The organism is Aeromicrobium sp. Leaf289 (assembly GCF_001423335.1).
Classification (GTDB): Bacteria; Actinomycetota; Actinomycetes; order Propionibacteriales; family Nocardioidaceae; genus Aeromicrobium.
Map to the genome: position 1 here is coordinate 666,103 of NZ_LMNK01000001.1, position 14,199 is coordinate 680,301.

Annotated in this window: 16 protein-coding genes and 1 tRNA gene; 10 read left to right on the top strand and 7 right to left on the bottom strand. The window is 71.5% G+C overall.

All coding sequences use genetic code 11. The features are described from left to right. Positions 1-30 precede the first annotated feature (30 nt). The 4 genes from soxR (at position 31) to ASF37_RS03145 (ending at position 2,239) form a co-directional block, all read left to right on the top strand. The gene (gene soxR, locus ASF37_RS03130; RefSeq protein WP_056579067.1) at positions 31-471 is read left to right on the top strand and encodes a redox-sensitive transcriptional activator SoxR; all 441 of its coding nucleotides are present in this window, start codon (positions 31-33) and stop codon (positions 469-471) included. Between the two features lie 176 nt (positions 472-647). Then, positions 648-1,115, top strand: a complete 468-nt coding sequence (locus tag ASF37_RS03135) for a hypothetical protein (protein ID WP_156368113.1) — start codon at positions 648-650, stop codon at positions 1,113-1,115. An 81-nt stretch (positions 1,116-1,196) separates the two neighbouring features. Continuing rightward, entirely contained in the window at positions 1,197-1,928 is a 732-nt protein-coding gene (locus tag ASF37_RS03140) for an AzlC family ABC transporter permease (protein WP_235499940.1), read from the top strand. Next, complete coding sequence (locus tag ASF37_RS03145; RefSeq protein WP_055966904.1) at positions 1,925-2,239, top strand: AzlD domain-containing protein; 315 nt, start codon at positions 1,925-1,927, stop codon at positions 2,237-2,239. The genes ASF37_RS03140 and ASF37_RS03145 overlap by 4 nt, the downstream gene beginning before the upstream one ends. 4 nt (positions 2,240-2,243) lie before the next feature. Here ASF37_RS03145 and lysA read toward each other — a convergent pair whose 3' ends face one another. The 3 genes from lysA to ASF37_RS03160 all read right to left on the bottom strand — a co-directional run bounded on the left by lysA (position 2,244) and on the right by ASF37_RS03160 (position 5,775). Beyond that, on the bottom strand, positions 2,244-3,656 hold the full coding sequence (gene lysA, locus ASF37_RS03150) for a diaminopimelate decarboxylase (RefSeq protein ID WP_369797011.1): 1,413 nt from the start codon (positions 3,654-3,656) through the stop codon (positions 2,244-2,246). After that, positions 3,653-5,317 (bottom strand): arginine--tRNA ligase, encoded by a 1,665-nt coding sequence (gene argS, locus ASF37_RS03155; RefSeq protein ID WP_056579071.1) that lies wholly within the window; start codon positions 5,315-5,317, stop codon positions 3,653-3,655. The genes lysA and argS overlap by 4 nt, the downstream gene beginning before the upstream one ends. Before the next feature lie 65 nt (positions 5,318-5,382). After that, the gene (locus ASF37_RS03160; protein WP_156368114.1) at positions 5,383-5,775 is read right to left on the bottom strand and encodes a response regulator transcription factor; all 393 of its coding nucleotides are present in this window, start codon (positions 5,773-5,775) and stop codon (positions 5,383-5,385) included. A gap of 81 nt (positions 5,776-5,856) precedes the next feature. On the opposite strand from ASF37_RS03160, the gene ASF37_RS03165 reads away from it, so the two are divergent. Next, positions 5,857-5,928 (top strand) — tRNA-Arg (locus ASF37_RS03165). Positions 5,929-5,959: 31 nt separating this feature from the next. Here ASF37_RS03165 and ASF37_RS03170 read toward each other — a convergent pair. From ASF37_RS03170 to ASF37_RS03180, 3 genes are all read right to left on the bottom strand, one after another. Next, complete coding sequence (locus ASF37_RS03170; protein WP_056579075.1) at positions 5,960-7,282, bottom strand: cytochrome P450; 1,323 nt, start codon at positions 7,280-7,282, stop codon at positions 5,960-5,962. 337 nt (positions 7,283-7,619) lie between these two features. After that, the gene (locus ASF37_RS03175) at positions 7,620-8,747 is read right to left on the bottom strand and encodes an EAL domain-containing protein (protein WP_255353920.1); all 1,128 of its coding nucleotides are present in this window, start codon (positions 8,745-8,747) and stop codon (positions 7,620-7,622) included. Next, positions 8,744-9,181: a DUF952 domain-containing protein gene (locus ASF37_RS03180; protein ID WP_056576677.1), complete on the bottom strand. Its 438-nt coding sequence runs from the start codon at positions 9,179-9,181 to the stop codon at positions 8,744-8,746. The genes ASF37_RS03175 and ASF37_RS03180 overlap by 4 nt, the downstream gene beginning before the upstream one ends. Positions 9,182-9,248: 67 nt before the next feature. Here ASF37_RS03180 and ASF37_RS03185 point away from each other — a divergent pair, with 67 nt between their 5' ends. From ASF37_RS03185 to ASF37_RS03200, 4 genes are all read left to right on the top strand, one after another. Next, a complete protein-coding gene (locus tag ASF37_RS03185; RefSeq protein ID WP_055966875.1) occupies positions 9,249-10,265 on the top strand; it encodes an LLM class flavin-dependent oxidoreductase in 1,017 nt (338 codons plus the stop codon). Positions 10,266-10,353: 88 nt separating this feature from the next. Beyond that, positions 10,354-10,728, top strand: coding sequence for a hypothetical protein (locus ASF37_RS03190; protein ID WP_056579077.1), 375 nt, complete (start codon positions 10,354-10,356; stop codon positions 10,726-10,728). A 96-nt stretch (positions 10,729-10,824) separates the two neighbouring features. Beyond that, a complete protein-coding gene (locus ASF37_RS03195; protein ID WP_056579079.1) occupies positions 10,825-11,868 on the top strand; it encodes an N-acetyltransferase in 1,044 nt (347 codons plus the stop codon). An 89-nt stretch (positions 11,869-11,957) separates the two neighbouring features. Further along, a complete protein-coding gene (locus ASF37_RS03200; protein ID WP_056579081.1) occupies positions 11,958-12,404 on the top strand; it encodes an OsmC family peroxiredoxin in 447 nt (148 codons plus the stop codon). Positions 12,405-12,422: 18 nt separating this feature from the next. Here the strand turns inward: ASF37_RS03200 and ASF37_RS03205 are convergent, their stop codons facing one another. Further along, the gene (locus ASF37_RS03205; RefSeq protein ID WP_055966863.1) at positions 12,423-13,706 is read right to left on the bottom strand and encodes a glutaminase; all 1,284 of its coding nucleotides are present in this window, start codon (positions 13,704-13,706) and stop codon (positions 12,423-12,425) included. A 131-nt stretch (positions 13,707-13,837) separates the two neighbouring features. On the opposite strand from ASF37_RS03205, the gene ASF37_RS17330 reads away from it, so the two are divergent. After that, positions 13,838-14,164 carry a hypothetical protein gene (locus tag ASF37_RS17330; RefSeq protein ID WP_055966860.1) on the top strand — a complete coding sequence of 109 codons (327 nt, stop codon included), beginning with the start codon at positions 13,838-13,840 and terminating at the stop codon, positions 14,162-14,164. Positions 14,165-14,199: the final 35 nt, after the last annotated feature.

Sequence of the window (14,199 nt, forward strand, 5' to 3'; positions counted from 1 at the left end):
GGTTGAGGTCAAGCCGAGCGAGGAGACCCTGTGCGCCCGACCGACCAGCTCACGCCCCAGGAGGTGTCGCAGCGCTCCGGCGTGGCCGTGTCGGCGCTGCACTTCTACGAGTCACGTGGACTCATCAGCGCCACGCGGACGAGCGGCAACCAACGGCGCTACCGGCGCGAGGTCCTGCGTCGCCTCGCCTTCGTCCAGTTCTCCCAGCGGCTGGGCATCCCCCTCGCGGAGGTGGGTGCGGCGCTCGAGACCCTCCCGGCCGACCGCACGCCCACCAAGCGGGACTGGGCGCGCCTCACCGCCCGGTGGCGCGAGGACCTCGACCGACGGATCGAGCGCCTCCAGCGCCTGCGCGACGACCTCGACGGCTGCATCGGCTGCGGCTGCCTGTCCCTGCGCAGCTGCGCCGTCTACAACCACGACGACGAGCTCGCCGGCCTGGGGTGCGGACCGCACCGCGGTCTCGTGTGACCGACGCGGGCCCCGCCCCCGATCCAGTCCCCCACTTCCCCCCATCGGTGGATGCTCAACCGCAGGTCGACGTCTGCGGTCGATGATCCACCGATGCGGGCCCTGATGGTGCGGATCCACCGATGGCTCCGCACGATCAGGCCCGACGCCGTCCCGCGGTCGCCTACTCTGTGCGCGTGTCCTCTCGATCCAGCCGCCTGAAGCGTCGACTTCGTGGGCTCGGGGCGATTCCCCTGGTGGGTCTCGCGACCATCGTGGTGGTCGCCGTGATCCTGGTCTGGGCGGTGCTCGACGTGCGGTCACTGCTGGCCGACCGCCCGGCCACCGTGGCCGCCCCGGCGCAGGACACGACGGGGACCCGGGAGGCCACCACCGCGGTCCAGGTCGCCGTCCGGGTGACGTTCTCGTCGGACGGACCGTTCACCGCCACGGTCGTGGACGCCGCGAAGAAGGAGCGGACGTTCACCTCCGCCGGCGAGGACGTCGTGTTCACCCGCGTCTACGAGGGAACGGGACCGTACGTGTTCGCGAGCGCCCAGACCTCGGCCGACGCCACGATCCGCTGCCGCATCGACGTCGACGGCCGCAAGGCGTCGTCGAACGAGGAGTCCGGGCTCTACGCCCAGACCATCTGCGCCGACTGACGGCTCGCCGCGACCCGATGACAGACTGACGCGGTGACCCCGGCCGAACGGTCCTCCTTCCGAGAGGGCCTGAGACTCGGCGTGCCGTTCGGACTCGCCTCGTTCCTGCTGTCGATGTCGTTCGGCGTGGTGGCCCGAGAGGCCGGCTTCAGCCTGGCTGCGGCCGTCGTGATGTCGCTGGTGGTGTTCGCCGGGTCCGCCCAGTTCGCGGCCGTCGCCGTGATCGCGACCGGTGGCGGGGCCGGCGCGGCGGTCGCCGCAGGCACGCTCATGAACTCGCGGTTCCTGCCCATGGGGGTGGCGCTCGCACCGTCACTGCCTGGCCGCGCCTGGTGGCGCGGGCTGCAGGGCCAGGCCGTCGTCGACTCGTCGTGGGCGGTCGCCGCCCGCGGGGACGGGACGTTCGACCGCTGGCGGCTGTTCGGGACGACGGCACCCCAGCTGGTGGCCTGGCAGCTCGGCACGGTGGTCGGCGCGTTCGGCGGCGACCTCATCGGCGACCTCGAGCGGTTCGGGCTCGACGCGATCTACCCCGCGTTCTTCCTCAGCATCCTGCTGCCGGAGCTGCGTGACCGGAACCGGCTCGGCGTGGCCGTCGTCGGCGGGCTGCTTGCCCTCGCCCTCGTGCCCTTCGCCCCGCCCGGGGTGCCCGTGCTGGCGGCCGGGCTCGCGGCCCTGTGGGGGCTGCGCCGTCGGGATCAGGGCCGTCGGGATCAGGGCCCTCGGGATCAGGGCCCTCGGGATCAAGGCCCTCGGGATCAAGGCCCTCGGGAGCAGGGCCCCCCTGGCCCGGACCTGCAGGACCCGGCATGAGCACGGTGTGGTGGACGATCCTCGGTCTCGCCCTGGCCACGGCCGCGGTGAAGGGCGTCGGACCCGTGCTGCTGGGCGGGAGGGACCTGCCGGAGCGGTTCACGGGGGTCATCGTGCTCATGGCACCCGCCCTGCTCACCGCCCTGGTGGTCACCAGCGTGCTCGCCGACGGCGACCGGTGGCACGCCGGCGCCGACACCGTCGGGGTCGCGACGGCCGGCGTGGCGGCCTGGCGCGGCGCGTCGGTGATCACGACCATCGGCATCGCCGTGGTCCTCACCGCCCTGCTCAGGCTCGCGGGGCTGCCGTAGCCACTCAGCCGACGTCGAGCGTGAAGAGGTCGTCCTCGGTCTCGCGGCGCAGCACGAGGCGAGCCTCGCCGTCGCGGACGGCGACGACGGCCGCCCGCGGCACGTGGTTGTAGTTGCTGGCCAGCGATCGGCAGTAGGCGCCGGTCCCGGGCACCGCCAGCAGGTCGCCAGCAGCGACGTCGGCCGGGAGGTACTCGTCCTTGACCACGATGTCGCCGCTCTCGCAGTGCTTGCCGACGACGCGGCTCAGCACCGGGTGCGACGTGGACCGACGCGACGCGAGGGTGCAGGAGTAGTCGGCGCTGTACAGCGCGGGACGGATGTTGTCGCTCATCCCGCCGTCGACGGCCACGTAGCGACGCGAGGCGCCGCCGTCGAGACCGACCTCCTTGGTGGTGCCGACCTCGTAGAGCGTGAACGTGGACGGGCCGGCGATGGCCCGGCCGGGCTCGATCGAGATGCGCGGGACCTCCAGACCCATCGCCGCGCACTCGTCGTCGACGATCTTGAGCAGGCCGCCGGCGAGGTCCTCGGGCGAGCGCGGGTCGTCCTGGGTGGTGTAGGCGATGCCGAACCCCCCGCCGAGGTCGAGCTCGGGCGGCGTGACGCCGAGCTCGGTGGCGATCTGGGCGTGCAGCCGCAGCACGCGCCGCGTGGCCACCTCGAAGCCGTCGGTGACGAAGATCTGCGACCCGATGTGCGAGTGCAGGCCGAGCAGCCGCAGGCCCCCACCCTCAGGACGCTGCGCCGAGAGCACACGACGGACCGCGGCGAGCGCGGCACCGTCGGCGATCGAGAAGCCGAACTTCTGGTCCTCGTGCGACGTGGAGATGTACTCGTGGGTGTGGGCCTCCACGCCGGCGGTGACGCGGACCATGACGGCGGCCTCGCGCCCGGTCTCGGCGGTCAGCGCCTCGAGACGGTCGATCTCCTCGAGCGAGTCGACGATGATCCGCCCGACCCCCACCTCGAGCGCACGGCGCAGCTCGGCGACCGACTTGTTGTTGCCGTGCAGGCCGATGCGGGCCGGAGGGAAGCCGGCGCGCAGCGCGACCGCGAGCTCACCCCCGGTGCAGACGTCGAGGTTGAGGCCCTCCTCGTTCACCCATCGGGCGGTCGCGACGCAGAGGAACGCCTTGCCGGCGTAGTAGACGTCGGCGTCGGGGAACGCATCGCGGAACGCCCGGGCCCGGGCCCGGAAGTCGTCCTCGTCGATGACGTAGAGCGGGGTCCCGAACTCCTCGGCGAGGTCGGTGACGGGCTCCCCCGCGACGGTGACCACGCCGTCCACCTTCGACACGTTCTGGGCCCACAGGTGCGGGACCAGCGCGTCGGCGTCGTCTGGCTTGCGCAGCCAGGCGGGTCCGCGGTCGCCGGCCTGTCCGTGCAGGGCGCCTGCCTCGTGGGACCTCATCACATGCGCTCCGGGGCCGAGACGCCCAGCAGCGCCAGACCGTTGGCGACCACCTGGCGCGTGGCGTCGACGAGGACGAGGCGCGCGCGGTGGACGTCGCTCACGTCCTCGTCGCCCTGGGGCAGCACCCGACAGACGGCGTAGAAGGCGTGGAACGCCGCCGCGGTCCGCTCGAGGTAGCGAGCCACCCGGTGCGGCTCCCGCAGCTCGGCGGCGCGTGCCGCGACCTCCGGGAAGCTGGCGAGCGCCCGCAGGAGGTCACCCTCCTTCTCGTGCTCGAGCAGTCCCGGGTCGAACCGGTCGAGCCCGTGCTCGATGCCGAGGTCGGTGGCGTTGCGCAGGATGCTCGACAGGCGGGCGTGCGCGTACTGGACGTAGTAGACGGGGTTGTCGTTCGTGGTGCTCGCCCACAGGTCCAGGTCGAGGTCGATCTGGGAGTCGGTGGAGTACCGCGCCAGCGCGTACCGGGCGGCGTCGACACCGATGGCCTCGACCAGGTCCTCGAGCGAGATCACCGTGCCGGCCCGCTTGCTCATCCGCAGCGGCTGGCCGTCGCGCAGCAGGTTGACCATCTGCCCGATGAGCAGCTCGAGGTTGACGCCCGGCTCGTCACCGAAGGCCGCGCACATGGCCAGCATCCGGGAGACGTACCCGTGGTGGTCGGCGCCGAGCATGATCAGGCACCGGTCGAAACCGCGCTCGCGCTTGTCGAGGTAGTAGGCGAGGTCGCCGGAGATGTACGCGGCCTGCCCGTCGGACTTGACGACCACACGGTCCTTGTCGTCGCCGTAGTCGGACGTGCGCAGCCAGCGGGCGCCGTCGCGCTCGTACATCTTGCCCAGCTCGTCGAGGCGAGCGATGGCGCGATCCACGGCACCGGACTCGTGCAGGTCGTTCTCGTGGAAGTAGACGTCGAAGTCGACGCCGAAGTCGTGCAGCGACGCCTTGATCTCCGCGAACATCTGGTCGACGCCCTCGGCGCGGAACAGCTCGACGGCCTCGGCGTCGGGGAGCGAGGCGGCGTCGGGGTGCTTGGCGACGACGTCGGCGGCGATGTCGTGGATGTACTGGCCGCCGTAGCCGTCCTGCGGTGCGTCCTGTCCGCGGGCGGACGCCAGGAGGGACCGGGCGAACCGGTCGATCTGTGCCCCGTGGTCGTTGAAGTAGTACTCGCGGGTGACGTCGGCGCCGGCGAAGGAGAGGAGTCGGCCGAGCGAGTCGCCCACGGCGGCCCAGCGCACGCCGCCGATGTGGATCGGCCCGGTGGGGTTGGCGCTGACGAACTCGAGGTTCACCTTCTGGCCGGCGTAGAGGTCGCTGCGGCCATAGGAGGCTCCGCCCTGCAGCACCTTCTCGGCGACCTGTCCCTGGGCGGAGGCGGCGACCCGCAGGTTGAGGAACCCGGGCCCGGCGACCTCGGCCGCGCTGACGCCGTCGTGCTCGGCAAGGACGGCGGCCAGGTCGGTGGCCAGGTCGCGCGGGTTCAGCCCGGCCTTCTTGCCCAGCTGCAGCGCGATGTTCGTGGCGTAGTCGCCGTGCTCCTTGACCTTCGGACGCTCGACGCGCACCTGTGTCGGCACGCCGTCGGGCAGGCTCAGACGACCCTCGTCGGCGAGCCGGGAGAGGGCGGACACGATCACGTCGCTGAGCTGCTCGGGAGTCACCCGGCCAGCCTATCGAGCAGCGACGCCCCGCCGCGCCGCGGGAACGACCCGCAGGTGCGGCCCCGTCAGTCCTGCGCGCGCTGGCGGATGACGTCGCGGACCGTGGCCACGAGGAAGTCGGGGTCGAAGGGCTTCGTCACGTAGGCGTCGACGCCGGCCTTGACGCCCCGCTGGACGTCGGCCGGGTGGTTCTGGGTGGTCACCATCACCACGCCGAGGTGCCGCAGCCGGGGGTCCGACCGGATGGCGTGCACCGTGCTGACACCGTCCTGCCGCGGCATCATCACGTCGACCGTGATCACGTCGGGGAGGGTCCCTCGGTCGGCCGACTCGCGCAGCTTCTCCAGGCAGTCCAGACCGTCGACCGCCTCCTCGACGTCGAACCCGGCGAGCTCCAGGTTCGTCCGGATGAGGAACCGGATCGACGGCGTGTCGTCGGCAACCAGGACGGTGGGCACGGGTCCCACGGTATCGGCCGTGCGGTAGGCTCACACCGCACTCGGCCAGATCGGGTTCCGCCCTCGCGCGGTACCCATCAGGCCCCCGTAGCTCAGGGGATAGAGCGCCGCCCTCCGGAGGCGGAAGCGGAGGTTCGAATCCTCCCGGGGGCACTCGTGCGTCGTGGCCGCAGCCTCGGCGCACTCACGGTGCGAGCGTGGCCGGGAGCGTCGCGTAGCCCCGCAGGATGCGGGTGGGTCGGCGGGTGGCACCCGGCTCGAGCCGTAGGTCCGGGAACCGCTCGAAGATCGTGCGCAGGCCGACCTCGCCCTCCATGCGGGCCAACGCCGCTCCGAGGCAGTAGTGCCGTCCCGAGGAGAACGACACGTGGTCGCCCGCGTTGGCACGGGTCACGTCGAAGCGCGCCGGGTCGGCGAAGACCTCGGGATCGCGGTTGGCACCGGCCAGCAGGGTGGTGACCATCGAGCCGCGCGGCACTCGCTCGCCGGCGATCTCGGTGTCACGCGCCGCCATGCGTCCGGTGAGGAGCACCGGCGGGTCGTGGCGCAGGGCCTCGTCGACGGCGTTCGGCCACACGGTGGGGTCCTCGCGCAGCACGGCGAGCTGGTCGGGGTGGTCGTGCAGCAGCCGGATCCCGTTCCCCAGCAGGTTCACCGTCGTCTCGAAGCCGGCCGCCAGCACCAGCCCTGCGGTGGACTTGAGCTCGGCGTCGCTCAGCACCTCCCCGTCGTCGTGCGCGGTCACCAGCTGGCTCAGCAGGTCGTCCCCGGGCTCTCGGCGCACCTTCTCGATGTGCTGCTCGAGCCACCGGTCGAACTCGGTCAACGACGACTCGACCCGACGGAAGACCGACCACGACAGCCCGAGGTCGAGCGAGGGCGCCGCGCCGGTGCCGAAGCGCAGGACCCGGTGCTGGTCCTCCCTCGGCACACCGAGGATCTCGGCGATCACCGTGACCGGCAGCTGCGAGCAGTAGGCCTCGACCAGGTCCACGGGCCGGGTCGGGTCGAGGCCGTCGAGCAGCTCGTCGGCGATCTGCTGGGTGCGCTCCCGCAGACCCTGCACGGCCTTCACCGAGAAGACGCGGGTGACGAGCTTGCGGTACCGGGTGTGGTCCGGCGGCTCGGTGACCAGGAGCGACGGCGGGGTCAGCGGGCCGAGCGGCGCCGACCGGAAGGCCCAGCCACTGACCTTGGCCAGCGGTCCGCCCGGCCCGAAGTCGATGCCGGTCCGCATGTCGGGACTCGTCAGCACCTCCTTGACCACCGGCTGCGTGGCCGTGACGTAGGCGAACCTCGCGCGGTGCAGCGGTCCCCCGGCGCGGATCTGGTCGAACAGCGCGAAGGTCTCGGCCTCGTCGGACGCCTCGATCAGACGACCGTGCAGGTCGCCCCGCTTGGACGAGCCACGGATGGCAGCCCTGGGCAGGGCGTGCCCGAGGCCCCACCGCAGGGTGCTGGCCGCGCGGGCCCCCGCCTGCGACCTGATCTGGTGCTGGATCGACATGCCGTCTCCTGTCGTGCCGTCAGCGTCGGATACCGCGAGTATCACCACTCGTGGACGCGTGCGCTCCGTCGGCGCGCCTTCTCGAGCTGCGGCGGGTCTTCCACGTGAGAAATGTAACTCTCGGTGACATCCTTGCGACAGAAGCCCTCACGCAGGCTCGGAGGCCCTAGTGTCAGCCCCGCGCCGATCGCTTCATCCCCTGGTAGCGGCCGGTGGCAGCGCCCCTGCTCTCGTACAAGGAGAGCAGGGGCGCCCACGGGCTCACGTGGGTGCGAGCCCGCTTCGAGGATACGGACGTCCAACTTCTCCGCTCGTCGGCGACGGCAGGAGCCCAGCGCTACAGCTCGCGCACCACGTGGGTGATGCCGAGCTCCTCCATCCAGGCGAGGTCCTGGTCCGACGACACCCCGAGCGCGACGGCGTCGGCCTCGATCTTCGCGGCCAGCGTCGCGATCGACTCCACCAGCACCCGTCGACTCGGGTCCTCGGAGAGGCCCTGGACGAGGGAGGCATCGATGCGGATGACGTCGGGCGAGAGCAGCAGGATGTGGCGCAGGTCGGCCGACCCGTCGCCGACGCGGTCGACCGCGACCCGGGCCCCGAGCAGACGGAGCGGCTGCAGCAGGTGGGTGAGCTCCTCGTAGTCGTCGATCTTCTCGTCGACGTCGAAGCGGAGCATGAGCCGCGAGGGCGGCATGGCCGAGATCAGGGCCTGGAACGCCGGATCGCGGAGCGCCTCGGCCGACAGCGAGGTGCTGACCACGGGGACGGTGGAGTCCTCCACCGCCGCAAGGGTCTGGGTCAGGACCGACAGCTCCAGCTCGACCCCTCGACCCAGCTCGCGGGCCTCGGCGAGCCGACGGCGGAACGGCACCCCGTCGCCGAACCGGGCGACCGCCTCGTGGCCGACGACCGCCCCGGTGGCGACCTCGACGACGGGCAGCAGGTCGATCGTCGTCCCGGCCTCGAGCGCCTCGTCGACCGTGGCGGCGAGGTCGCGCAGCCTGCCGTCGACCTCCTCCTCCACCTCGATCAGCCGCATGATGAGCACGGCCGTGGCCCGCAGGACCTCCGCCTGGGCGGGCGACAGGTCGGGGCGTGGCTTCCGCGAGAACGCGCAGAGCGTCCCGAACAGCTCCCCGCTGCGGCGCATCATCGGCACGCCCACGTAGGCGCCGATGCCCAGGTAGGAGGTGTGGAACGCATCGACGGTGAGCGGGTCACGCGACGTGTCGGGGACGACCTCCTCGAGCTTCCCGCTCGTGATCATCTCGCAGTACGTGCCCTCGTACGGCTCGTTGAAGCCGATCTCGATGGGCAGGTCGACGTCGGAGACGAGCGCCCGGAACGTGCGCCGGTCACCCTCGATCTCGCTGATGAAGGCGACGTTGAGACCCAGCTCGCGGCGCACCAGCTCGACCATGGACGTCGCCGCCGTCCGTGCATCCGATCGTGTCTCGCTCACACACCACGCCCATCCGTGCCCCGAACCGTGACGCCCATCATCGCAGGTGCGGACTCCACGAGGTCAACCGCGGACGAACCGCTCCACACGACCTGCTGCACCCGCACCACGGCGTCGCGGTCGAGCGGCCCGCGCACGTGGGGGAAGAGCACGTCGTCCCCCACGCCCGGCGGCGGCACCGGGACGGCCGCCTCGCGCACGACGGGAGCCCGCAGTCGGGACTCGTCCAGGTGGAGCACCAGCAGCGGACGCGGCGCATCGGAGTAGAACGCCGTGGCGACCGCCAGCGTGGTGGCCACGTCGGGCGAGCAGTGCACGAAGCCCTCGGTCTCCAGCGACGCCGGCGCGTAGGGGCGGTCGGGCTCGGCCGTCCAGTCGGAGGCGGGAACCAGGTGCAGGAGGCCGGTGGGAGCGGTGTCGTCGGCTGCGGTCACGAGGACATCGGACCATGACCATCGATCACGAGGGAATGTCGGGCCGGTCCCGATGCTTGACGTGGGCATGAAGAACATCGGCTTCCTCTCCTTCGGGCACTGGTCGGACTCGCCGCACTCGGCCACGCGCAGCGCCTCCGACGTGCTCCACCAGTCGATCGAGCTGGCCGAGGCCGTGGAGGACCTGGGTGGCGACGGGGCCTACTACCGGGTGCACCACTTCGCCCAGCAGCTCGCGTCGCCCTTCCCTCTGCTGGCCGCCGTCGGCGCGCGGACGAGTCGGATCGAGATCGGCACCGGCGTCATCGACATGCGGTACGAGAACCCCCTGTACATGGCGGAGACCGCGGGGGCGGCCGACCTCATCAGCGACGGTCGGCTCCAGCTCGGCATCAGCCGCGGATCACCGGAGCAGGTGATCGACGGCTACCGCTACTTCGGCTACGTGCCGAGCGAGGGCCAGAGCGACGCCGACCTGGCACGCCAGCACACGCAGGTGCTCCTCCACGTGCTGGAGGGCGAGGGCTTCGCCGAGCCGAATCCGCGTCCGATGTTCCCCAACCCTCCCGGCCTCCTGCGCCCCGAGCCGCACTCCCCCGGCCTGCGCGACCGCATCTGGTGGGGCGCCGGCAGCCGAGCGACCGCCGAGTGGACCGCGCAGCAGGGCATGAACCTCATGAGCTCCACGCTCCTCACCGAGGACACCGGGGTGCCGTTCCACGAGCTGCAGGCCGAGCAGATCCAGCGGTTCCGCGACGCGTGGAAGGAGGCGGGGCACGACCGCGAGCCGCGCGTGTCGGTGAGCCGCAGCATCTTCGCCCTCGTCGACGACCGTGACCGTGCGTACTTCGGCGGCTCGGGCGGGGACGACCAGGTCGGCTACATCGACGGTGGCCGCGCACGATTCGGCAAGACCTACGCAGCCGAGCCGGACCAGCTCGTGGAGCAGCTGCGCGAGGACTCCGCCGTCGAGGCCGCCGACACCCTGCTGCTCACCGTGCCCAACCAGCTGGGCGTCGAGTACAACGCCCACGTGGTGGAGAGCATCCTGAAGCACGTCGCGCCCGAGCTCGGCTGGCGCTGAGCGAGCCTTCCGAGGCCGTCGCAGTTCGGTGCCGACGAGCGACCTGCGGATCCTGAGAAGCACGTCCACCCGTCGCTACGCTTCCGCCGTGGACCTCGACCTGCCCGCCGAGGACCCGCTCGTCCCCGACGTCGAGGCGGCGCTCGACGTTCGCGCCACACGCCGACCGTTGATCTCGCCGTACCTGCGTCCATCGAGCCCGGTGGCCCTGTGGCTGTGCGCGTGCGTCAGTGATGCAGCCGCGCCGACCTGGGTGATGTGGCTGGAGACTGTCGGCGTCGCCTGGAGCCGCGTGCCCACCGGCGTCGACGAACGAGCGCTCGTGGACGCGAGCCGATGGACCGGCGCTCACGTCGATCCGGCTGAGGTGCTCAGCTGGTTGGAGTCGCGGGCCGCTCTCCCCGGCGACCAGGTCGAGATCTCGGTCGTCGAGCTCGTCGAGCAGGCGCTGCGTCCCTCCTGACCGCTTCGTCGAACGCGCCGTGCGCACGAACGCAGAATCCTGCGTCACCTTGGCCCCGTGCGCGCCGGACGGCGGAAGTGGGAGACTCGTGTCTCGATGAGCCCAGCCGACGAGAACGTGCCGCCCACCGAGCCCGACGTCCCCGAGCTGCCTGCGCCATGGGTCGCCCGCGTCCCGACCTACGGAGACGTGGAGGCCCTCGTCGCCCTGCGCCACCTCGACGAGCTCCAGGGCACGGGCGAGGCGCACGTCGACCCGGCGGGCATCGAGAACGAGGTCGCCGGACAGGCGTCGTGGACCCGACGCCAGCTCGTCGCCGTGGGTGACGACGACGTCCCGCGGGCCTGGATCACGGTGCACGACCGAGCGGCCGGGCGTGCGCTCGTGTGGGGCTACTTCGACCGCGACGTCGCCGAGGTCGACGAGATCGCCCGCCTCTTCTACGCCTGGGCCGAGGACGTCGCGACCCTCATGGCACGGATCCGCGGCATCACCGAGACCCGGCTCGACGAGAGTCCGTTCGGCGGCGACACCCGGCAGGCGGGCTGGCTGCGCGACGCGGGATACGCCAAGCGCCGCACCTGGCTGCACATGGAGCGCCCGGTCACGCCGGAGGACGCAGAGCTCGAGCCGCGCGAGGGCGTGCTCGTGCGCACCGTCGAGAAGCACGAGAACGGGTTCCCGGTCGCCGCGGACCTGCAGACCGTGCACCACATGCTCGAGACGTCGTTCGAGGACCACTTCAACAACTACCGCGAGTCGTTCCCGGAGTTCGTCCAGCGCATGCGCGAGGAGCCTGGGCACCGCTGGGACCAGTGGTGGCTGGCCTACGTCACCGACGAGGACGGTGAGCAGGTTCCGGCCGGCACCGTGGTCTGCTCCGTGCTGCCCGGCAAGGACGGCGGACCCGAGGGCTCGTACGTCGAGTACATCGGCGTCAACCGGCACGCCCGGGGACGCGGCGTCGCCAAGTCGCTGCTCGCAGCCGTCATCAGCGACGCCGCCCGTCGCGGACGCAACCGCGTCGGCCTCGAGGTCGACGACGACTCCCCCACGTCGGCCGACCAGCTCTACCTGTCGCTCGGCTGGGAGACCGACTACGTGACCGACTCGTGGTTCAAGGACCTCACGCTGGAGTGACGCCCGAGGAGCGGATCGGCTTGCGTCCCGCCACGACGACCGTAGCGTCGACCTCGCAAGCACCAGCACCCGATGCAAGGGAGTCACCCATGCCCACACGCTCCGCACGCACCGCCTGGAACGGCGGATTCGAGGACGGTTCCGGCCAGGTCGAGCTCAGCAGCTCCGGCCTCGGGACGTTCGAGATGTCCTTCCCGAAGCGCTCTTCCGACGACGGGGGCGGCGCGACCAACCCCGAGGAGCTCCTCGGCGCCGCGCACTCGGCCTGCTACACGATGCAGCTGACCGCACTGCTCGGCCAGAAGGGCGGCACCGTCCACTCCATCGAGACCAAGGCCGACGTCTCCCTCGGGAAGGACGACGCCGACGGCGGCTTCAAGATCACGAAGATCGCGCTCACCGTCCGCGGTGAGGTGGAGGGAGTCGACGAGGCCGGGTTCCTCGAGGCGGCCGAGGAGGCCAAGACCGGTTGCCCGCTCAGCAAGGCGCTCGCGTCGGTCGAGGAGATCACCCTCGACGCCGCACTGGAGTCCTGAGCCGCCAGGCAGCCCGCGCTAGGAGCGCACCGCGGTGGCGACGTCCTCGAACGACTCGGGGACGAAGCCACCGCGGGGCTGCTCACCTCGCACGATCTCCCCGTCGCCGGTCTCGGGCTCGCCCAGCACCCTCGACGGATCGACGATCCGCACCGGGTGCCCGTCCTCGTGGAGACGCCGGATGCCCTCCAGCACCATCCGTCGGGCGATGTCGTTGACGTGGTGGACCCGGTCCAGGTCGACGACCACGACGTTCGTTCCTCCCGGCTCCTGCTCGAACGACCGCAGCACCCGCTCCGCCTCCACGAATCGAAGGTCGCCGGCCACCTCCTGCACCGGGACGCCGCCCTCCACGTAGCGTCGCGCGACCGACCGCGCACCCTCGGCCGCATCCATGAGGTGCAGGCCCATGTCCTGGTTCAGCCGTCCGAACACCTTCACGCCGCGGGTGCTGTTCCCGTGGGCGTCGAGACGCGGCGAGAACACCGCGATGCCCAGCTGACCGGGGAGCACCCCGATGAGTCCGCCCGCGACGCCGCTCTTGGCCGGGATGCCGACGGTGGTGAGCCAGTCGCCTGCCGCGTCGTACATGCCACAGGTGGCCATGACGCTCAGGACCTGTCGGTTGACCGCCTGCTCGATGAGCTGCTCGCCGTCCGGCGAGCGCCCACCCGATGCCAGCACGGCGGCCATCCGGGCCAGGTCCTCGACCGTGACCGCGGCCGAGCACTGTCGGGTGTACCCACGCACCACGTCCTGCGGCTCACCCTCCAGGGTGCCGACCGTCCGCAGCATGTAGGCGATCGCCATGTTGCGGTCGGCCGTGGCGAGCTCGGACTCGAAGACCGCCTCGTCGACGTCGAGCCGGCGCCCGGCGAGGCTCGAGTAGAGGTCGAGGATGCGACCCGTGCGCTCCTCGTGACCGGCCCCCTCGACCAGGGAGTGCGCAGCGATCGCACCGGCGTTGATCATCGGGTTGCGTGGGTGTCCCGAGACCGGGTCGAGCGAGATCTCGTTGAACGCGTCGCCCGACGGCTCCACGTCGATGTGCCGCAGGACCTCGTCGAGACCACGGTCGGCGATCGCCAGGGCGTACGTGAAAGGCTTGGAGATCGACTGGATCGAGAAGGCGACGTCCGTGTCGCCACGGCTGTAGACCTTCCCGTCGGGCGTCGCGAAGGCCACGGCGAACCGGTCGGGGTCGGCGTTCGCGAGCTCGGGCACGTAGTCGGCCACCGCCCCACCGTCCTTGCCACACGAGTCGAGCAGCTGCGCCATGTACTCCTCGATGGGGGTCCGCATGCCCCGATGCTGCCATGCCTCGCAGCGGGTGCCGGAGCCCCGGTTCGGTCCGTGCGGCGCACCGGCACGGACCCCATGCCCTAGCGTCGTGACCACCACGGCAGCAGCCGCGACGCCATCGGGAGGAACCCATGCACGCACCGAAGACCACCGCCATCACGACCGCGCACGATGCGGACCGAACCTTCGGCGCGCTCGTCGAGACGGTCGAGTCCGGCTCCTACACCCTCACCACGCGCGACGACGCGTCGCGCACCATCGCGTTCACGAGCGGCAAGACCGCCTTCTCCTGGGGCCACGAGTACCTGGCCACCGTGACCCCGGCCGCCAGCGGCGCGAACCTCGAGGTCGTCGCCGGCGGCCTCGACGACAAGCCCAAGGCCCTCCTCGACGGCCGCAAGAACGTGAAGGCGGGGGCCAAGGTCGTCGAGGCCGTGAAGGCCGTGCTCGGCGACTGACGCGGGACGTCGGAGCGTCTTCGAGGGACAGTGGT